Consider the following 19928-nt stretch of genomic DNA (forward strand, 5'->3'; position numbering starts at 1 on the left):
CAGGGGAGGTAACCTTATAAGATAGGTTGTTAAGACCCCTCACCCCAACCCCTCTCCCACTGCGGCGGGCGAGGGGCATTCTAATCTCATGCATGATGAGCTGGTTCCCCCTCGCCTCGCTGGGCGGCAGGGGAGGTAACCTTATAAGATAGGTTGTTAAGACCCCTCACCCCAACCCCTCTCCCACTGCGGCGGGCGAGGGGCATTCTAATCTCATGATGAGCTGGTTCCCCCTCGCCTCGCTGGGCGGCAGGGGAGGTAACCTTATAAGATAGGTTGTTAAGACCCCTCACCCCAACCCCTCTCCCACTGCGGCGGGCGAGGGGCATTCTAATCTCATGCATGATGAGCTGGTTCCCCCTCGCCTCGCTGGGCGGGAGAGGGGGCTAGGGGGTGAGGGCATGAAAATCGACAGTACATACCACATAACCGTTGTTAACAACCTACCCTTATAGGATTAGAGAGAGGGAATCCTCTAGCGTCCATAGCGCATCAAACGATCGGCCACGCTTGGCGCAAAACGCTGTAATTGAATTAACAGTTTGACCTTGCCAATCGCCAACTGATATTTATCACGGCTAAAACCACGCCAAAACTCCTCAACCAAAGCTTCGGGGCTGATTTTGCCCTTGCCACGACCCGCTGTCATCGCCGTATCGACCAACGATGGAATAATTTCAAATACCCGTACCCGCGTTTGCTCAAGTTGCCAGCGCAATGCCTTAGTAAAAATATGAATTCCAGCTTTGGTAGCACAATAAATCGGTGCTTGTTGCTTGGGAACCAAGGCCAAACCCGATGAAACATTGATAATCGCCGCCTCTGGTTGCTGTTGAAGCTTGGGCAAAAAGCGCTGAATCAAATCAATCGGCGCAGTTAAATTAATCGCAATTTCTTGATCACGCTCAACTTGAGCATATTGCTGCTCGATCAAATCGCCATGATATTGCACCCCAGCGTTATTAATTAAAATTGAGATATTTGGAACTTGCTCGGCTAAGCGTTGGCGTTCATCGGCTTGAACTAAATCAGCTTGAATTATGGTGATCGCTGGCTGAGCAGCCTTGAGTTCAGTCAATTTTTGGGCATCGCGACCAACTGCAATTACTTGGTTGCCTGCTTGAGCAAAACGCAGGGCTAAAGCTCGTCCAATCCCAGCTGCGCCGCCCGTAATTAAGACTGTATGTCCTGTGGTTTGCATTGAAGTTACCTCGCTAGATCAATTTCCTGCGCTTACTCTAGCGGGTTCAAGTTTGCAATGCATTATCATAGGTTAATCGTCGCGCAATTGACGACGAATGCGACTCAAACTAACCGGCGTAATTCCTAAATACGAAGCAATGTGATATTGCTTGATCACGCCTGCCACGCCTGCAAAATCGACCAAAAAGCGTTGATAACGGGTGGTTGCATCATCAAGCAACAGGCTACTCTCGCGCTGTTCTTTTTTGATAAATAAGCCTTCAGCCACCCGCCGCAACACGCGATCCCAGCAGGGGTGTTGGGCAGTCAAGACGGCAAAATCAGCATAATTGGCAACTAAATAATGGCTTGGCAACAGGGTCTCAATCGTAAATTGACATGGCTCATTCAATAATAAAGCGCGATACCCGCCAATTAAATCGCCAGGCAGACAAAACGATTTGGTCCAGTCCTCGCCGTCGGCAGTTAAATAGTAGAAGCGCAGTAAGCCATCGACCAAAAATCCCACTTCATTCGTCGTCTCACCAGCATGCAACCAAATTTGCTCGGCAGCTAAAAAACGCGGCTTGAACAAATTGAGACAAGCCTGCATTTGCTCAGGCGGAATCGGCGCAAGCTGCTGAAAACTGCGCCGCATTAATTCATAGCCATCGATCGCCATCATTCAACTCCAATCGATTTTTACTTTTTTAACCACGAAGAACTCGTAAGGTTGGCTTTGGGCTATTGGCTATTGGCTTTGAGTTTCTAACCAATCTCCGGTAGCCTAGAGTCTTCAGCCCATAGCCTCACTCCATGCCCCTAATCCCTAAATTCTGACCCCTAACATGTTTGATTTAAGCTAATTAAGGTACAATAGCAATATTTGAATTGTTTAAAGCGGTGGCGCACAATGACAGATCATGTTGATACGTTGCTAGCAGATATTCAGGCGCTTTTTGCCAGCGAGCCGCAACTTCAAGCGGCCTTAGCAGCAGCCCAACCAAATACAACCCGCACAATCACGCCTGTACCAAGTGCAGCACGCCGCGTCGTCGCAGCCATTGCGACCCTGCAACATCGGAGCAGTTTGTTGATTGCCGCTACACCTGATGCTGCGGTGCGCATGCACGCCGACCTAACTGCATGGCTCGGCGAAAATGTCATGCTCTTTCCACCGACTGATACCCTGCCCTACGAACACATGTCGGCGGATATTGGGATTGTAGCGCAACGCTTGGCAGTGCTCGGGCGCTTGCATGCTAGCGAACCGATCTGCGTAGTCGCTTCGGTCAAAGCCTTGATGCAACCCACCATGACCCCTGAAGAATTTCAGTTTGCCACGCGCTTATTGCGCCAAGGCGACCAGCATGATCCACGCAAGTTGCTCGCCCACTGGGTCAGTTTGGGCTATCGGGTTGGCCCAACCGCCGAGCAACCAGGCGATCTCAGTCAGCGCGGCGGAATTATTGATATTTTTCCGCCAACCAGCGAACGCCCTATTCGGCTCGAATTTTGGGATGATCAGCTCGAAAGTTTGCGTATTTACGACCCAATTTCGCAGCGCTCAGATAAACGCGTGCGCCAAATTCAAATCAGCCCAGCTCATGAAATTCCGTTTTGGCGACGAACCGAGGCGATTAAGCGGATCGAACAGTTGCAAATTGCCAGCTTGCGGCGCGAAGTACAACACGAATGGGCCACCGCCCGCGAACATCTTGAAACTGGTCAGCGCTTTGAAGGGCGGGCCTTTTATGCCCCGTTTTTTCGCACGCCCCACGAAGCAGTCGAAGCTGGGTTATGGCAACATTTGCCAGCCTCAGCGATCATCCTGCTTTCCGAAGAGCATGAATTGAATGCTCAAGGCATCGAATTGCAAAGCCATGCTGATTTGGTGCGCAGCACTCAAATTGAAAATAACGAATTACCAGCTGATTTTCCGTTTCCATTAATTGCTTGGACGTTTATTCGACGAGCGATTCAACGCTGGAGTTGCCTCAATCTCAGCAATCAGCCAATCGCCGATGATCAAAACGATAGCTTTGTGCATGAAATTAATACATTTAGCCAAGCTGCGTCCTATGGCGGCCAAACTGATCGCCTGTTTGAAGATTTGCGCGAACGCTTGGTTGGCGGCGAACGAGTGGTGTTGATTTCACCACAGGCTAGTCGGCTCCGCGAATTGGCCAGCCAACACAATTTAGCCCTAATCGGCGAAGAAGATGGCCCCGATATCGACGATCCGCCATTCCAAAGCGGCACGATCATCATTCGCCATGGCAATTTATCAGGTGGTTTTAGCAGCGACCCGTTGCGTTTAACCATTTTAAGTGATAGCGAGATTTTTGGCTGGCAACAACGCCGAGCACTCTCAACCCGTGCCCGCAAACAGCGCACCGAAAGCGATCGCACAGCTTTTCTACAATCGCTCAAAGTTGGCGATTATGTGGTGCATATCGAGCATGGCATCGCTCAATACGAGGGTTTATCACGGATCGAAGCCAGCGGCGCTGAACGCGAGTTTTTGGTGCTGCGCTACGCTTCTGGCGATAAATTATATGTGCCAGTCGATCAAGTCGATCGAGTTTCGCGCTATATCGGGGCCGGCGAAGGCAAGCCAACCCTCACCCGCTTGGGAACCTCGGATTGGGAGCGGGCCAAGCGCAAAGTGCGTGCCGATGTTGAAGAACTTGCGACTGAATTGCTCGATTTATACGCAGCTCGCCAGTTGGTCGAGGGCTTTGCCTACAGCAGCGACACCTCGTGGCAACGCGAACTCGAAGATAGTTTTCCCTATACTGAGACCGACGATCAACTCCGTGCAATCGAAGAAGTCAAAAGCGACATGGAAAATACTCGCCCAATGGATCGGCTGATCTGTGGCGATGTGGGCTTTGGCAAAACCGAAGTTGCCTTACGTGCCGCTTTCAAAGCGGTGCAAGATGGTCGTCAAGTTGCGGTGCTTGTGCCAACCACCGTGCTGGCCCAGCAACATTTTGAAACCTTCTCGCGGCGCATGCAGATGTTTCCAGTGCGGATCGAAATGCTTTCGCGCTTTCGCTCAGCATCACAGCAAAAATCAATTACCGAACGCATCGCCAAGGGCGAAATTGATATTGTGGTTGGTACGCATCGGATTTTATCCAGCGATATCCATTTTAAGCAGCTTGGCTTGGTGATTATCGACGAAGAACAACGCTTCGGAGTTAAAGATAAAGAGCGACTTAAAAAATTACGCCATGAAATTGATGTGCTGACATTAACCGCCACGCCGATTCCGCGCACAATGCACATGGCCTTGTCGGGTATTCGCGATTTAAGCGTGATCGACACGCCACCCGACGATCGCATGCCGATCAAAACCTATGTGCAGCCCTACAACGAAATGTTGGTGCGCGATGCAATTTTGCGCGAATTAGGGCGTAATGGCCAAGCCTATTTCGTCCACAATCGGGTGCAATCGATTTATACCGTCGCCAATCGCCTGCAAAAATTAGTACCCGAGGCGCGAATCGGGGTTGGCCATGGCCAAATGCCTGAAAAGGCACTCGAAAAAGTGATTCTACAATTTTTCGAAGGCTTGTTTGATGTCTTTGTCTGTACGACGATTATCGAAAGCGGCATCGACGTGCCTAGTGCCAACACCATGATTATTGATGATGCAACAACCTATGGCCTAGCTCAGCTTTATCAATTGCGCGGGCGGGTTGGGCGCTCAACCCAGCGCGGCTATGCCTATATGTTCTACAATCCCACCAAATCGATGGGCGAAGAAGCCCAAAAACGGCTTGAGGCAATTCAAGAGGCCACCGAATTGGGTGCAGGCTTCCGCATCGCCATGCGCGACCTAGAAATTCGTGGCACTGGCAATCTGCTTGGAGCTGAACAATCAGGCAATATCACCACGATTGGTTTTGATCTTTACTCGCGATTGCTTTCGCAGGCAGTCGAGCGCGTGCGCGAGGAACGTAAACGCGGCCAACAGCAAAAAGCTGGCGAACAAAAGGCTCAACGCGCCCGCGCAGTCGAAGCTCTGCGCCGAGCAGCAGTGGTTTCGGCGCGTAGCAGTTTTAGTGGCGATACCGATGATCCAGTCTTGCCCGATGCGATGGTCAGCATTGATCTGCCGATTAATGCCTACCTGCCACAAAATTATGTTGATGACGAGCCGCTGCGTTTGCGGGTTTACCAACATATTGCTGAGGCGCGTTCAACTCGCGATATTCGTATGCTACGCCAAGAATTAGAAGATCGCTTCGGGCCTGTGCCAGAGCCAGCCGCCCGCCTGCTCGATTTGCTGACAATCAAGGTTTTGGCCTTACAAGCTGGCGTGATTTCGATTATCTCCGATGATAATGAAATAACTGTACGCTTGCCCAAGAGCGTTTATCTTGACCGTGAGCAACTTCAGCGCGAATCACCACGCGGCGTAGTAATCGGCCCGCAATTGGCCCGGCTTGATCGGCGGGTGTTGCGCGATGATTGGGAAGTTGTGCTGCGGCAGTTGCTCGAAGCACTCAACAAAATTGGTAATTAATCGGATTATGTTCGATCAATATGCTTAATCAAGCATACTTTTTAATCAAATTTTGAACTTTATAGCTATAAATATCACAGAAACTGCATATTTGCATAAAACTATTAGATCTGCTATAGTTTTAGTGAATGCACCGTCTTGAGCTTGCACAACCAACGTGCATTCACCGGTCGGGTATCAATACCCAGCCACAACAAAACAGGCCACAGCGAAAAAAAGCGAGGCGTGCGTTCCGGGAAGACGCAGGCGCAGCTTTTTTCGTTTTTAGTTGGCAGATTTTTTGGATACAGGAAAGAGGATTCCAGTCATGTTCGAACGAAGCAAACGCTTAGCCGCCATCGTGCTTACTGGCGCGATTTTGGCAGCATGCGGTAGCAGCACCAGCACCACACAACCAACCACTGGCAGCAACGAGGCCACCGCCGTCGTTGAGCCAGGTACTGATACTGGGTCGCAACCCAGCAGCGATGGCATTGTCATCATTGGGATGAGCCAATCGCCAGATACTTTATTTGGGATGGAATCGCAATCGAGCGCCACCACCCAAGTGTTAAACTCAGTTCAACCAGCCTGTGTAACGACCCTCAGCTACGATTATCAATCGGTCTGTTTTGCTGAATTGCCCACCTTTGAAAATGGCGGTGCAGTCGAAGAAATGGTAAAAGTTGATCAAAGCTATACTGGCCCATTTGTGATCGATAATGAATTGATCACTGATACCAGCGTTTTGACTGGGCCAATCGAATTGCCCCAAGTCAAAGTTACTTGGAAGTTGATCGATGGCATTACTTGGGAAGATGGCACGCCAGTCACTGCCGATGACTTTTTGTTTGCCGCCGAGCTGTATGCCAACCCGGGCACCAAAGTTGCCAGCCGTTTCACCATCGAGCACACCGCCAAATACGAAAAAGTTGATGATCAAACATTTAGCTGGTATGGCGTGCCTGGCTATCAAGATTCAACTTATTTCTTGAACTACGCAGGTGGCGCACTTGGCCCCGAACCCAAGCATGTGCTCGGCAATGTCGATGCAGCAACCATCGGTGGCAGCGATTATGCCAGCAAGCCCTTGGCCTATGGCCCTTACAAAATCGACGAATATGTACCGCAAGAACGGGTTACGCTGAGCGCTAATCCAAATTATTGGGGGGCAAAGCAAGGCCTGCCCAAAATTAGCAACGTAATCTATAAATTCGTCACCAGCGAAGATCAAATTTTGCAACAATTGCAATCAGGCGAAATCGATGTCGTTGGCCAAATTGGCTTATCGTTAGGCCAAGCTCCATCACTTGATGAACTGCAAGCAGGCGCTGAATTTGATATTCAATATGTGCCAGCCACGGTTTGGGAACATATCGACTTTGCAGTTGAGCGCGGCGATGGCGTTGCTACCCCATTTGCTGATGCCAACGTGCGTCAAGCAGTCGCTTATGCAATCAACCGCCAAGAGATCATCGATCAAGTGTTGTTTGGCAAAACCGTCGCCATGAACAGCTTCATGCCTGATGATCACTGGGCCTACCCCAGCGATTCCAGCGTGATCAACCCTTATGTCTTTGATCCCAATAAAGCAATTCAATTGCTCAACGAAGCGGGCTGGGTTGCAGGCGATGACGGCATTTTGGTCAAAGATGGTCAACCATTCACGATCGAATTCTTCACAACTGAAGGCAATGCCACGCGCCAATCAGTCGCCCAATTGGTGCAAGAATATTTGCGCGATGTCGGAATTGATGCTGAATTGAAGTTCGTGCCTGGCACTGATGCCTTATTCAAGAATGGCGAAGAAGGCATTTTGGCTGGTCGTCGCTACGATATGGCCTTGTATGCCTGGGTCAGTGGCCCTGAACCATCAACTCCATTGTATTTGTGCAGCCAAGTGCCAACCGCAGCCAATGGTTATGCTGGTCAAAACAACACTGGCTACTGTAACCCCGATTACGATAAAGTAGCGCTTGAAAGCCAAAGCATTATCGAACGAGCTGGCCGCTTGCCATTGCTCAGCCAAGCCCAACAAATCTTTAACCGCGATTTACCAACCTTGCCGTTATATCAACGGATCAACGTTGGGGCTGCTCGCAAAACAATCAGCGGCTTCAAGCTCGATCCAACCAGCCAACAAGATTTCTACAACATCGAAACCTGGGAATTAGCCCAATAACGTTTTGATCCGTTAACCACGAAGAACACGAAGAGCACGAAGGGGCGAGGGATCAGCGGTCAGGGATCAGGTTACAGTACCCTGTTCAAACTCCTGATCCCTCGCCTCTGAATTCTGACCCCTCACGTGCTCTGAGCCTCTGCATTAAAATAATCCACGAACACATTTTTTCGCCCCATATTGCCCGAATTTCAGCAATAATTGTCCGAAATAGCCCAAAGCCTATCGCCAAGCTCCCGATGTTCTAATCTTCATCCTTCATAATTCATCCTTCTTACTTTCTTTGCCTTGTTAACAATTGCTCATCAAATGCTTACACCATGGTTGCAATTTCTTTAACCAATTCAAGGTAGCCTATGGATATCGATCATATGAGGAGATCTATCGGCATGGCAGCAATTAATCCTTGGGCAAAACGTATGTATCAGACTGGACGTTGGGCCAGCAACGTAGTTATTTGGCTAGTACTATGGATCAGTTGTGTTGCAATCATCTTTTTGATGATTCGCTATTTCAGCGGCGCAGAATGGCTCAGCAACCTACAAGGTCCAGCTCATTTTGTCGCCGAATTTGGCATGCGCCTGTTGATGGTCATACCATTTACCCTCTGGCTTTTGTTGATCTTGCGACCAATTCGCACTCGCCGCTGGGTTGTCGGTCAGATACTTAAATTGGCGCAACCCCTGCGAGGCAAGCCCAAGCTCCAACCTGAACAAGCTGTTGAACTTGAATCAGCACCAGAAATTCAGCTTGCAACCAGCCCAACTATTGCGACCAGACCACTCAGTCGCCGCCGATTTTTACTCGAATCAGGGCTGGTTGGTGGAGTAGTTGGTTATGCCATGTTAATCGAGCCATATCAGATTCAGGTGCGCGAAGTTAATTTGCCCATCGCCAACTTGCCTGAACGCTTTCGCGGCATGCGCATCGCCCAAATGAGCGATTTGCATATCAATGCTTATACGACTAGTGCCGATTTGGCCCGCGCTGTTGCCCAAATCAACCAACTCAACCCTGATATGGTGCTGCTCACTGGCGATTTTGTTGATTGGGATGCACGCTTTGCTGATGCAGCGACCGAGCCATTCCGCCAACTGCGTGCGCCCGAAGGCATTTATTCGGTGCTGGGCAATCACGATTACTACAGCGGCAAGATCGATACAATTAAACAAGCCATTCAACGCCACGATTTAGGCTTGTTGGTCAATCAGCATACGGTTTTGCGGAGGGGTGCTGATCAATTGGTGCTAGTGGGTTTTGATGATCCCCGCCATAATCGTAGCGGCGGGCCACGGCTCAGCCCTGAAAGCATCAATCCTGAGGCAGCCTTGAAAGGCACACCCAAAGATGTCGCGCGGTTGGCGATGGTGCATAATCCAGTGATTGTGCCGCATTTTGTCGCCAACTATCAGCTTGATGTGATTCTATCGGGGCATACCCATGGCGGCCAATTCCAAGTGCCGATTCTCACCGACCAGCTGGTTGGCAATGCTGAATATTTTGTGCGCGGTCATTACGATTTAGGCAAATCGCAGGTGTATGTCAACAGTGGTTTCGGCTTTACCGGGCCGCCCTTGCGATTTCGTTCGGCTCCAGAAATCACATTAATCAATTTGGTTAATGCCAAAGCCTAGCCCGACTCAGGACTGAGGTCGCTCAGGGCCAACGAATGAGCGCAATCTGGATTTTTGCTGTATAATAGTCATTACGTGTCAATTTTTATGGTTGTACGAAACGCCAAATAAAGGGGGTGAATTCTAGTGGCAAGCATTTCGGTAGATTCAAATGAATCAATCGACAAAGCACTGCGCCGTTTTAACAAGGCCGTGCAAGCTGATGGCATTTTGACGGAAGCCCGTCGCCGTGAGCATTATGAAAAGCCTAGCGTTAAACGCAAGCGCAAGGAAGCTGCTCGTCTGCGTAAATTGCAAAAGATGGCTCGTGAAGCCAACAACTAAGCAATTCGCATGACGCACCCCAAATCGCCGCAGCTTGTGGATACCCCACACTGTGGCGATTTTTATGTATCATGAGAGTTGCAGATTAATCAAAGAGGTTTAACTATGTCGATTCAACACCAATTGCAAGAAGATATGAAACAGGCCATGCGCAATAAAGAGCAACAACGGCTCGATACAATTCGCATGATGCTTGCATCGCTCAAAAATGCCCAGATTGATCTTCGGCGCGATCTTGAGGAAGTTGAAGCAGTTGGGGTGATTCAAAAAGAAGCCAAGCGTCGCCGCGATGCTATGGCCGAATACACCAAAGCTAATCGCCCTGACCTGGCAGCCAGTGAAGAAGTCGAATTGGGCATGATTGAGGCCTATTTACCAACCATGCTCAGCGCTGATCAATTGCGGCCTGAAATTGCTGCTATTATTAGTGAGCTTGGCGCAACTAGCATCGCCGATCTTTCCAAAGTAATGCCTGTGGCGATGCAACGCTTCAAAGGCAAAGCCGAAGGTCGCGTCATCAACGAGGTTGTGCGCTCATTACTTAGTGCCTAAGCCATGATAGTTCGTTCATATCGCTTAAAAACCTTGTTGCGTTCGTTCATCGAGCATCACCACCATTTGGTGTTGGTGCTCTTTGGGGCCGTGCTCACGCTGATTTTGACCTTGATTTTTACCTGGCGCTCGGCGATCAACCAAGATATTATGGTTGGCCGCCCTAGCCCACGCACCATCAACGCCGACCGCGATTTGACCTTTGAAAGCCCTTTGCTGACCGAGGCCAAACGCCGTGAAGCCGCCAACGACCCCCGCAACTTGGTCTATAACGAAGATACCCAAATTCATGGCCAGCAGCGCGAACAACTTCAGGCAACCTTCAGCGTGATTAACTCGGTTCGCGAAAATCCCAGCCTCAACCTTGATCAACAACGCGGACAACTGACTGAATTGCCATCATTGCCACTCTCCGATACTCTCGCCATCACCATCCTTGAAGCTGATGACGATACGTGGCAACGCATCAAAGATCAAACCAATGCCTTGTATGATCGAACGCTGCGCGAAAATAATTATTCAATTGATGAAACTACCCTCGCCGAAATTAAAGTGCGCTATTTGCCTTACAACTTGCCCAGCAGTTTAAAGCCAGATCAACGGGCGGTTGTGCTCTATTTGGTTGAGCAAACTTTGCATGTTAATCGCACCCTGAATCAAGAAGAAACTGAACGTCGCCAACAAACCGCCCGCAATGCCATCCAATCGGTCTCAAAAGATATCGTCAATGGTCAAAATATTGTGCGCCAAGGCGATACGGTTTCGGCTGAACAATATGAAACCTTAATCAAGATGGGCCTGATCACGCCCGAATTAGGCTTTGATGGCTTTATGGGGCGCTTCTTGCTGGCGCTCTTAGTGGCGTTGGCCTTATGCACAGCACTCTACATCGATCATCATAACTTGTTGACTTGGCCGCGGGCATTGCTAGTGATCTTGATTTTGATGGTTATTCCAATTTTATTTGGGCGAATTTTCCTCAACACATGGTTGAATTTCCCCGAAACCTTTGCGTTGGCGGTAATTGCGATTCCGTTGGCGGCGCTATTTAACAACAATTTGGCCTTAGTTATTTCAGCTTTAGTTTCAATTGTGATGATGTTTTTGGGCGAAGGCGCACTCCAAGTTGGCATGATCAGCTTTGCCGGAGCCTTATGTGGCATCTATGCAATTCGCCGCGCCGACCGAGCGATGGCCTTTATGATGGCTGGCGTTTGGATTGCGCTTGGGGTATTCGCCACTGCCATGATTTGGCGTTTGATTCAGCCCCAAGGCGTAACGTGGCAACAAACCATGTTCACCTTGATCTTTAGCATGCTCAATGGTGGCATCACCGCGATGATGTCGTTGACCTTGCATAATGTACTTGGGCGGATCGCTGGCATCGTTACCCCAATGCAATTATTGGAGTTGGCCCACCCCAACCAGCCGCTACTGCGCCGCCTCATGCAAGAAGCGCCTGGCACCTATCATCACTCGGTCGTTGTCAGCAATTTGGCTGAACAAGCCGCTGAACGAATTGGCGCTGATACCTTGCTAACTCGCGTGGGAGCCTACTATCACGATATTGGCAAAATGTTGCGGCCATTCTTCTTCACCGATAATCAATATGATCGCTCAAATGTTCACGATAACCTTGATCCACAAACCAGCGCCAAATTAATTGCAGATCACGTAATCGAGGGAGCTAAAATCGCGCGGCAGCATAAGCTTCCTGAGCAAATTGTTAATTTTATCGTTGAACATCATGGCACCGATGTGATTCGCTATTTCTATCAGCAAGCCTTACAAGCTCAAGATAGCGTTGATATCAACGATTATCGCTACCCTGGCCCCAAACCCCAATCCAAGGAAACTGCTATTTTGATGTTGGCTGATGGAGTCGAGGCAACCGTGCGCTCCAAAGAGCAATCGGGCATGTTGGTAGCTGAACGTCACGATGACGATGATCAACAAGCACCCAAAGGTTGTCAAAGCATTGCCCAAGTCGTCAACCAAAGCATCGATATGCGCCTTGCCAGCGGCCAGCTTGATCAATGCCCGCTTACCCAAAAAGATCTCAACACGATTCGCCAATCGTTTGTCAAAACACTGCAAGGGATCTATCATCCACGGGTTGAGTATCCCAAATTAATGCGGGAACCGCAAAATAAATAATAATCTACCAACAAGGAATTTGCGCGGTATGTTAGAACTAACAGCCCATATTGAAGTTGTGCCCACCGATCTTGCGCTTGATACCAGTTTATTAGAGCAAGTCGTGGCCCAAGTGCTGGCCGATGAAGGCCAAACTGGCACATGGGAAATTGGCATCCGAATCACCAATGACCAAGAATTGCATGAACTCAATCGCCAATATCGCGGCGTTGATCGGCCAACCGATGTGCTTTCGTTTGGCGAATACGAAGATGATGACGATGATTTTATCGTGCCCGACGGCGTGTACGATGATGATGAATTCGATGATCCTGAGGCTGACGAAGCGGCCTATCTCGGCGATTTGGCAATTTCGTATGAACGGGTATTGGCTCAAGCCCAAGAATATGCCCATTCAAGCCGCCGCGAATTGTGCTATTTGGTCGCCCACGGCACATTGCATTTGCTCGGCTACGATCATGAAACCGACGAGGAACGCGAGGATATGCGCCAGCGCGAAGAAAAAGCCCTCAGCACACTTGGCATCACCCGCGAAACCGAGCCGTTTGTTTAGGGACTAGGGGTCGGGGATCAGGGGCTAGCAATTGATCCAGAAAGGACATTAAGGGTACGAAGCTCGAAACCGCGAAGCACGCGAAGGGGCATGAAGTCTAAGTTTTTAGCCACAGATTCCACAGATTTATGTGATTATCCTGCTATGCCCAATGCCTGACCCCTAGCCCCTGATCCCCAGTTCCTATGTTCTATATTCTATGCTCTATGTTCTACATTTGGGAATCTATGGAATGCTTCAGGCGCTTTGGAAATTTATTTGTGGCTTTGGTTATGCCTTTCGCGGCATTTGGATCTTAATTCGCAGCCAACGCAACGCTCAAATACATTGTTTGGCCATCGCGGTGGTGCTTTTTTTTGGCTGGTTGTTGAAGATCAACGCCAATGAATGGCTAGCAGTAAGCTTAATTAGCGTGATAGTCTTGGCGTTAGAAGCGGTGAACACCGCAATCGAAAGCGTTGTCGATTTAGTTTCGCCTGAATACCATCCGCTCGCTGGCCGCGCCAAAGATGTCGCAGCAGGCGCAGTGTTGATCGCGGCAATCGGGGCGTTAATTATTGCCGCGATCATCGTTTGGCCACGTTTAGCGCACTTGATAGCTGGTTGAACGCTGATCAAGCAAATAGGCTTGCCAAAGCGCCAAACCACCCTCGCCACGCATGGCAGGCTGCATGCGCTCAGCTCCATCGGGAACTAAACTTAAATGTTGCTCAGCAAAAAAGACGGTTGGCCAACCTTGATACTCAACCACAGGCGAAATTGGCAAGCCAAAAAAATCAGGGCCACCGTGGGCACGCCAATAGCGCCACAATAAGGTTGGCATGGTGATGTTGGTGGTTGATTCCACGGTCGTCGTTACCAACGGCAACAACTCCTCGGAACGTGCCATGACTGCTTGCACTGCCCGCAAATTCTCGTCGAAATCAGGCAATTCGCCCGTCGATAATTCTGGCGTGATCGAAGCAATGCCGAGTGCTCCTGCCCAATCGTGCATGCCGCCAGTAATCATATAGTTGCGCCAATAACGATCGTAGCGATAGCCGCTAGCTTCAGCATAAGCTTGGGCTAAGGCGATTGATGGCCCATGTTCACAAAAAGCCGGAAACACATCGCCACCATCGCTATGCACCCAAACCACCGCCGAAGCATCGAGCACCAAATCGCGCACTAATTGGCTTTCCAATTCCGATTCAACGAATGCCCCACCCGTATCCGAGACAATGCCATAAGCTCCCTCGACGGTTTGATTCCAGTCATTTTCGGGGCAGGCATCGAAATTGGTATCCATATTGCGGTTGAGATCAACGCTGCGGCTATTGAAGCGGGTGCCAATCGCCAAGCCATCGGGATTGACCGTCGGAATAATGTAGAGGCTCACATCAGCAGGCACTTGTTGAGGGTTTTGGCGAAAATACTCAAGCAAAGCCAGCGCCAATTGATAGGTATTGGCTTCGGGGCCGCCGTGGGTATTCGATACAATGAATAATTTGCGCGGGCCATTGCCAAAGCGTGTACCCGTAATCGCCCGCCCTTGCAACGAAGTTCCAAAGGTCAAATCGACAACTGGCACAGCGCTAGGGTTAGGCGTTGGCGCAATGGTTGGGGTTTGAGCAACAAGGGTGGTCGCCGGAATGCCAAGCAATCCAGCGACCATCGTTAGCATGAGCAGATATTTTTTCATTAGGGATTTGGTGTTGGTACCACAATCTCGCCACCTGGCGTTGGCTCTGGTTGTGGCTCAGGTGTTGGCTCCGGCTGTTGCGGCGGCTGTGGTTCTGGCGTTGGCGTTGCCGGATTAGCACATGGATCGGTTGGTTTACAACCCTTAGGTGGCAACGGAGTCGCCGGATTATGCACATAAATATCGGGCCATGGCTTGAAATGGGTATTGAATGGCTCGCGCAAAATCACTTGGCCATTTTGGCGGATAATGCGATAAACGATGATATCCATGCCATCGCGGGCGGTATCAGTTTGATGGAACACCCCAACTGGCTCTTTCGGATCAGCGACGTAGGTTGGCTCGGTTGGCTTGGGATACTCTTTGGTCACATAAGGCCCATCGAGAATTACTTCGCGCTGAGGAGCCGTACCATACAAGGCATAAGTCACCGTTGCAGTCGAATCGTCAACATAGGTGTTGAGCAACAACCAGTTGCCAGTATCGTTGACAAAACGGAAGTCTAAGGCTCCGGTGAAAATTGCAGCATCCATGCCATAGGGTTCATACACTTCGTACCACGAAATTCGGAACGAGTGGGTATGGCGTTCGGTGATGGGCAAGCCAGCGTGGAAGGCCGCACGAAACAGCGTGGTTGAATCTTGGCAAATCCCGCCGCCCCATTCTTCTTGGGTGCGATTGCCAACAATTGCATAGCCCTTGACGAAGCCATTGGCTTCGTCGATTGAACCAACCGCATTGTTGAATGAGAATTCTTCACCTGGCTTAATCAAAATCCCATCGAGCAAGCGTGAGCCAGCTTTGATATTGGTCACGCGATAGGAAGCAGAGCCTTTGTAAGAGCTTTTGCCAACCCCAACTGCTTCAACAATCCCAAGGCTTTGAATATTCTCGGCGGTGACATCGGGTTGTACTTCGCGAATAACCAACTCGATCGTGCGAGTTTCGCCAATCGTGGCTTGTTCGATAATGCGGCGAGCCGAGGCTTCTTCATCGAGGCGCAAACCAGTGCGGCCTTCGCGCACAATCGTCAGTGCGCCACCATCCCAGGCTACGCGCGGGTTGACTGAGCCACGCCCAATTTCATCGGCAAAAGTTGCGACCCGTTGGCGAATCATTTGATCGTTCAACGAAGCCACCATTTTAGTTTTGCCATTAGCATCGGTGTGGGTATCGAGTCGAATCAAAGCTCGCAGATCATCGGTGCTCAGTTCCCATTGCAAATCGCCAGCAATCAAGGTTAATGGCGATTGCAACACCGCATCGATGGTTTGTTTGGCTTCAAACACCCCATCATCAAGCACGGTTGGCATTACCATTTCGGTGCGTAAAACCACCTGTGCTGGTGAGAGCGTTTGCAATTGGGTCAGAATATCTTGAGCAGTTTCATCAATTAAAATCAGCCGGCCTTCGCGGGCTGGAGTCATTGTGGCAGTACTACCAGCAACGATCAAATTGGCATTGACTGGCGCGGTGATCAAATCGTTGGTTGCTGCCGTCAGATACTCGCTTAGTTGCGCTTGATCAACGGTTACTGCCAACGGAATGTCATAGCCATTTTGCCAAATGCCCGAAACCGCCTGCAAGGTATTGATGATGTTGCCACCACGCCCAAGGCTATAGGCCTCATCAACCGATTGCTCAATTGAAAGACTGATGCCTGCTTGATCGGCGCTTGGCTCCCAAGTTTGGCCATTGAAACTTAGGCCAACTGGACGCTTGAGCAAATCGGCATATTGTTCGGTGAGCAAAGCCTTGGCTTCCTCAGGGGTTTTCTGGCTCATATCGATGCCCTGAATCGCCACATTTGGATAAATTCGGCCTTCAAAAGTCCGATTGAGATACCACAAACCGATACCAAACAACAAGCCAACCAAGCCTAGCGTAATGCCAGCGCCCCACAAAAATGTGCGGAGGCGACTGCGTTGACGCTTCGGCGGCGCAGCGGATCGAACGGGGAGATCGTCGGCCAAGGGAGCAGTTGCATCAAACTGTTGCACATCGCCATTTTGGCGACGACGCTCGATTGGGCCATATTTCTGATAAAATTCATCTGCCATGCCAAGCGCTCCTAGCGACCAAACACCAAATATCTTCTCAGGCTAACAAATATAGTACCGATACGTAATGATCCATTGCTTATACGCCAATAAAAATGCTAGCGACTAACGAAAGCACCAAAAGTACAACCAAAACAATCGAAACAATTCGATAGATTTGTTTAAGCTGCTGATTATTCACCGTGGACGCTCCTACTTAAACAATGTGGCTATTATACCATTGCTCTGAGGTTATGTCGTTCAAATTAAAGCTGATGTGCGGGTGATAAATCAGCGAAGAGTTTGCCAGCAACCAACCGAGCAAGCCCAATGCCACCAATCACATCCCAGAAATGGTGTTGTTTGGTGGTGAGGGTACTAATGATGATCGCCAGCGCCCAAGCACTGACTAGCCAGCGCCACGGTGAGTGCACCCGCCAATGGGCTGCGGCCAAAACCACTGCATAGGCGGTATGCAAACTTGGAAAAGCATTATAGGGAGGGTCAACCTGCCAAAGCCAAGCGAGCAGCCGACTCGTGGTTGATTGAGGGCGCGGAACAGTCGTTCGCACACTACAAAACACGATCGAACCAAGGCTATTGAGTAGAGTGATTGCCTGAAACACGCGACGGGCTTGCTTGGGTTTTGGCCAAAAATAGACTGCATTCAAGCCCAAAAAGGGGTACAACGAAAGATAAGGCCACACACTGGTAGGAATGAGTGGAATCGCCCGATCAAGCACGGTGGCGGGCACAACATAGGCTGGCTGATCGGGGACATGGCTTGCAGCAAAGTAACCAACAAATGAGCACAATGCTAGCGCAAAATCGGCGCTTGGCCGCGATGAAGTTGGTTGTTGCTGCAAGCCCACCATTATTAGCTATTGACCGCGGTTTCTTTGGCATGATTGCCATTACGATAGGTGCGTGGCACTTCATGGCAACGGCGGCAACGGGCTTCATAGGCTTCTTGCGCCCCAACCAAAATAATTGGGTCGTCGTATGAGGCTGGCATGCCATTGATCAAGCGTTGGGTGCGCGAGGCAGCCTGACCGCAAATCACACAAATCGCTTGCAGTTTGGTCACTTCTTCGGCTTTGGCGAGCAAGATCGGCAATGGGCCAAATGGCTCACCACGAAAATCTTGATCGAGGCCAGCGACAATCACCCGCACGCCGCGATGCGCCAACAAATCGCATAAATCGATCACAGCTGGATCGAAAAACTGCACCTCATCAATCGCCACGACAGTTGTTTCAAGCGCGATCGCTGCGGCAATATCGGCAGCAGTTTGCACTGGCGTTGCCAAGACCCGCACACCATTATGTGAAGCTACTTCTTCATCAGAATAGCGGGTATCGATCGCTGGCTTAAACACCTGGATTTTTTGCCGAGCAATTTGGGCACGCTTCACACGACGAATCAACTCCTCGGTCTTGCCGCTAAACATACTGCCGCAAACAACTTCAATCCCACCACGTTGCATGACAACTCCTTATAGCATTTTAGAGGAACGAGGGTCGCGAGGCAACAAAAGAGCCACGCGATTCCTTGTGGTGTCGCGTGGCTCTTTCGAATATCAGAACACCGATGAAACCTTATTCTTCGGTTGAAGCTGATTCTTCGCCGTAGACTTCATCGTAGAGGCTGCGCTTTTTGGGGGCTTGTTGAGCGCGAGCTTCGCGGCGGCGTTGGGCATCTGATTGCTTTTCTTGGCTTGTTTGTAAGCGCTTCATAAAGCGATCAACTTGGCCAGCGGTATCCAGAATGCGTTGTTCGCCGGTGTAGAAGGGGTGGTTGCCTGACCAAACGTCCAAGCGCAATTCAGGCTTGGTTGAGCCAGTAATCAAGACTTCTTCGCCGTTCACCACAATTTTGGCATTTGGATAATATTTTGGGTGAATGTTCTTCTTCATGATAACTCCTCGATGGTGATGCTGGTTTAGGCTTCAGCTTCAGCAGGTACAACGCTCACCATTTTTTGGGTGCGGCTGTAATCTTCGAATTTGACATGACCATCAATCATCGAGTAGATGGTGTAATCGCGGCCAAGGCCAACATTTGCGCCAGGGCGCACTTTGGTGCCACATTGGCGAACGATGATTGAACCAGGCTGCACCAACTCACCACCAAAGCGTTTGATTCCACGCATTTGCGGCTTGCTGTCGCGCCCGTTTCGCGAGCTACCTACACCTTTTTTATGTGCCATTTGCAGGCTCCTTTCAGACGCGGGCCAACCGCGCGGTCATATTACTTGCTTGGAACTACAATATCGTTGATGGTGATTTCAGTGTATTTTTGGCGATGGCCGGTACGGCGGCGATAGCGTGCCTTTGCTTTGTAGCGGAACACGATAATCTTTTCGCCCTTCACAACTTCGCCAACGGTTGCTTTCACAACTGCGCCACTGATCAATGGGGAGCCGACAAGGGTGTCGCTACCACCAACCATCAAGACTTCATTAAATTCGATAGTGCTTCCATCTTCAGCGTCGGTCAAGGCAATTTGCAATGTTTGGCCTGGCTCAACGCGATACTGTTGGCCACGGTCTCGAATAATGGCGTACACGATGCCGCTCCTTCTGGCGGTTTGGTCCGCCGCCGATAAAAAAGAGAGGGGCATCTGCCCGCCCTCTTATAACATTTTTTCTTTACAACACGGCATCGGATTATATCAGAGAGCCTTGATGCTGTCAACCACGCCGATTTGAATTTTTAGGCCTCGCGCATGGCTTAAATCAAGCAAAATACTTCAACAATTTCCATACTTTCCAGCAGCATCCCTCACCCCCGCCCATCTCCCACTGCGGCGGGCGAGGGGTGTTTCAACCGTCAGATGGGAGGCTTCGCCCTCGCCTGCTTGGCCGTAAGAGGGGGCTAAGGGGTGAGGAAAGTTATTTATCCCCTATTAGAGTTAGCTCAATTGTCACTTTTAGAGTCCACAAATATAACTAGCTTTTGACCCTGTTTTAATAAATTATTAAGTATACGCCTGATGTGAGTGATAACGAAAAAATCCCTTGACAAAGCAAGACGGAAGTCCCACGATGGATGTGCTTACCAACCATCAACAGGAGTTCCGTCAATGCCCAGTATACCATTTTCTGAT

At 50.0% G+C, this 19928-nt stretch carries 17 protein-coding genes; 8 read left to right on the top strand and 9 right to left on the bottom strand.

The features are described from left to right. Nucleotides 1-475 precede the first annotated feature (475 nt). Together ABEB26_RS25390 and ABEB26_RS25395 are read right to left on the bottom strand one after the other, a co-directional pair. Nucleotides 476-1201 (bottom strand): SDR family oxidoreductase, encoded by a 726-nt coding sequence (locus ABEB26_RS25390; protein WP_345724893.1) that lies wholly within the window; start codon nucleotides 1199-1201, stop codon nucleotides 476-478. Between the two features lie 72 nt (nucleotides 1202-1273). Beyond that, nucleotides 1274-1867, bottom strand: coding sequence for a Crp/Fnr family transcriptional regulator (locus ABEB26_RS25395; protein ID WP_345724894.1), 594 nt, complete (start codon nucleotides 1865-1867; stop codon nucleotides 1274-1276). Between the two features lie 228 nt (nucleotides 1868-2095). On the opposite strand from ABEB26_RS25395, the gene mfd reads away from it, so the two are divergent. The 8 genes from mfd (at nucleotide 2096) to ABEB26_RS25435 (ending at nucleotide 13707) form a co-directional block, all read left to right on the top strand. Next, the gene (gene mfd, locus ABEB26_RS25400) at nucleotides 2096-5719 is read left to right on the top strand and encodes a transcription-repair coupling factor (RefSeq protein WP_345724895.1); all 3624 of its coding nucleotides are present in this window, start codon (nucleotides 2096-2098) and stop codon (nucleotides 5717-5719) included. 307 nt (nucleotides 5720-6026) lie between these two features. Next, a complete protein-coding gene (locus ABEB26_RS25405; RefSeq protein ID WP_345724896.1) occupies nucleotides 6027-7880 on the top strand; it encodes a peptide ABC transporter substrate-binding protein in 1854 nt (617 codons plus the stop codon). Nucleotides 7881-8269: 389 nt separating this feature from the next. Then, complete coding sequence (locus tag ABEB26_RS25410) at nucleotides 8270-9514, top strand: metallophosphoesterase (RefSeq protein ID WP_345724897.1); 1245 nt, start codon at nucleotides 8270-8272, stop codon at nucleotides 9512-9514. Between the two features lie 126 nt (nucleotides 9515-9640). After that, a complete protein-coding gene (gene rpsU, locus ABEB26_RS25415; RefSeq protein ID WP_012190199.1) occupies nucleotides 9641-9838 on the top strand; it encodes a 30S ribosomal protein S21 in 198 nt (65 codons plus the stop codon). A 105-nt stretch (nucleotides 9839-9943) separates the two neighbouring features. Continuing rightward, nucleotides 9944-10390: a GatB/YqeY domain-containing protein gene (locus tag ABEB26_RS25420; protein ID WP_345724898.1), complete on the top strand. Its 447-nt coding sequence runs from the start codon at nucleotides 9944-9946 to the stop codon at nucleotides 10388-10390. Between the two features lie 3 nt (nucleotides 10391-10393). Further along, on the top strand, nucleotides 10394-12547 hold the full coding sequence (locus ABEB26_RS25425; RefSeq protein WP_345724899.1) for an HD family phosphohydrolase: 2154 nt from the start codon (nucleotides 10394-10396) through the stop codon (nucleotides 12545-12547). A 28-nt stretch (nucleotides 12548-12575) separates the two neighbouring features. Beyond that, entirely contained in the window at nucleotides 12576-13100 is a 525-nt protein-coding gene (gene ybeY, locus ABEB26_RS25430) for an rRNA maturation RNase YbeY (RefSeq protein WP_345724900.1), read from the top strand. A 232-nt stretch (nucleotides 13101-13332) separates the two neighbouring features. Beyond that, nucleotides 13333-13707, top strand: a complete 375-nt coding sequence (locus ABEB26_RS25435; RefSeq protein WP_345724901.1) for a diacylglycerol kinase family protein — start codon at nucleotides 13333-13335, stop codon at nucleotides 13705-13707. Here ABEB26_RS25435 and ABEB26_RS25440 read toward each other — a convergent pair. The 7 genes from ABEB26_RS25440 to rplU form a co-directional block, all read right to left on the bottom strand. Beyond that, nucleotides 13684-14763 (bottom strand): M14 family metallopeptidase, encoded by a 1080-nt coding sequence (locus ABEB26_RS25440; RefSeq protein WP_345724902.1) that lies wholly within the window; start codon nucleotides 14761-14763, stop codon nucleotides 13684-13686. The genes ABEB26_RS25435 and ABEB26_RS25440 overlap by 24 nt on opposite strands. Before the next feature lie 17 nt (nucleotides 14764-14780). Next, nucleotides 14781-16841 (bottom strand): VanW family protein, encoded by a 2061-nt coding sequence (locus ABEB26_RS25445; RefSeq protein WP_345724903.1) that lies wholly within the window; start codon nucleotides 16839-16841, stop codon nucleotides 14781-14783. A gap of 245 nt (nucleotides 16842-17086) precedes the next feature. Continuing rightward, the gene (locus ABEB26_RS25450) at nucleotides 17087-17686 is read right to left on the bottom strand and encodes a phosphatase PAP2 family protein (protein ID WP_345724904.1); all 600 of its coding nucleotides are present in this window, start codon (nucleotides 17684-17686) and stop codon (nucleotides 17087-17089) included. An 11-nt stretch (nucleotides 17687-17697) separates the two neighbouring features. Further along, a complete protein-coding gene (locus tag ABEB26_RS25455; RefSeq protein WP_012190207.1) occupies nucleotides 17698-18306 on the bottom strand; it encodes a thymidine kinase in 609 nt (202 codons plus the stop codon). A gap of 112 nt (nucleotides 18307-18418) precedes the next feature. Continuing rightward, on the bottom strand, nucleotides 18419-18736 hold the full coding sequence (gene rpmE, locus ABEB26_RS25460; RefSeq protein WP_486348334.1) for a 50S ribosomal protein L31: 318 nt from the start codon (nucleotides 18734-18736) through the stop codon (nucleotides 18419-18421). Nucleotides 18737-18762: 26 nt separating this feature from the next. After that, nucleotides 18763-19029, bottom strand: coding sequence for a 50S ribosomal protein L27 (gene rpmA, locus ABEB26_RS25465; protein ID WP_012190209.1), 267 nt, complete (start codon nucleotides 19027-19029; stop codon nucleotides 18763-18765). Between the two features lie 41 nt (nucleotides 19030-19070). Beyond that, nucleotides 19071-19388, bottom strand: coding sequence for a 50S ribosomal protein L21 (rplU, locus tag ABEB26_RS25470; protein ID WP_041304517.1), 318 nt, complete (start codon nucleotides 19386-19388; stop codon nucleotides 19071-19073). Nucleotides 19389-19928 lie beyond the last annotated feature (540 nt).

It is taken from the genome of Herpetosiphon gulosus, assembly GCF_039545135.1.
In the GTDB taxonomy this organism is placed as follows: domain Bacteria; phylum Chloroflexota; class Chloroflexia; order Chloroflexales; family Herpetosiphonaceae; genus Herpetosiphon; species Herpetosiphon gulosus.

Bases quoted from the DNA above. Each gene is read 5' to 3' on its own strand.
- ybeY (WP_345724900.1), top strand. From the start codon at position 12,576: ATGTTAGAACTAACAGCCCATATTGAAGTTGTGCCCACCGATCTTGCG.
- ABEB26_RS25445 (WP_345724903.1), bottom strand. From the start codon at position 16,841: ATGGCAGATGAATTTTATCAGAAATATGGCCCAATCGAGCGTCGTCGC.
- ABEB26_RS25455 (WP_012190207.1), bottom strand. From the start codon at position 18,306: ATGCAACGTGGTGGGATTGAAGTTGTTTGCGGCAGTATGTTTAGCGGC.
- rpmE (WP_486348334.1), bottom strand. From the start codon at position 18,736: ATGAAGAAGAACATTCACCCAAAATATTATCCAAATGCCAAAATTGTG.
- ABEB26_RS25410 (WP_345724897.1), top strand. From the start codon at position 8,270: ATGGCAGCAATTAATCCTTGGGCAAAACGTATGTATCAGACTGGACGT.
- ABEB26_RS25390 (WP_345724893.1), bottom strand. From the start codon at position 1,201: ATGCAAACCACAGGACATACAGTCTTAATTACGGGCGGCGCAGCTGGG.
- ABEB26_RS25405 (WP_345724896.1), top strand. From the start codon at position 6,027: ATGTTCGAACGAAGCAAACGCTTAGCCGCCATCGTGCTTACTGGCGCG.
- mfd (WP_345724895.1), top strand. From the start codon at position 2,096: ATGACAGATCATGTTGATACGTTGCTAGCAGATATTCAGGCGCTTTTT.
- ABEB26_RS25420 (WP_345724898.1), top strand. From the start codon at position 9,944: ATGTCGATTCAACACCAATTGCAAGAAGATATGAAACAGGCCATGCGC.
- ABEB26_RS25395 (WP_345724894.1), bottom strand. From the start codon at position 1,867: ATGATGGCGATCGATGGCTATGAATTAATGCGGCGCAGTTTTCAGCAG.
- ABEB26_RS25435 (WP_345724901.1), top strand. From the start codon at position 13,333: ATGCTTCAGGCGCTTTGGAAATTTATTTGTGGCTTTGGTTATGCCTTT.
- rpmA (WP_012190209.1), bottom strand. From the start codon at position 19,029: ATGGCACATAAAAAAGGTGTAGGTAGCTCGCGAAACGGGCGCGACAGC.
- ABEB26_RS25425 (WP_345724899.1), top strand. From the start codon at position 10,394: ATGATAGTTCGTTCATATCGCTTAAAAACCTTGTTGCGTTCGTTCATC.
- ABEB26_RS25440 (WP_345724902.1), bottom strand. From the start codon at position 14,763: ATGCTAACGATGGTCGCTGGATTGCTTGGCATTCCGGCGACCACCCTT.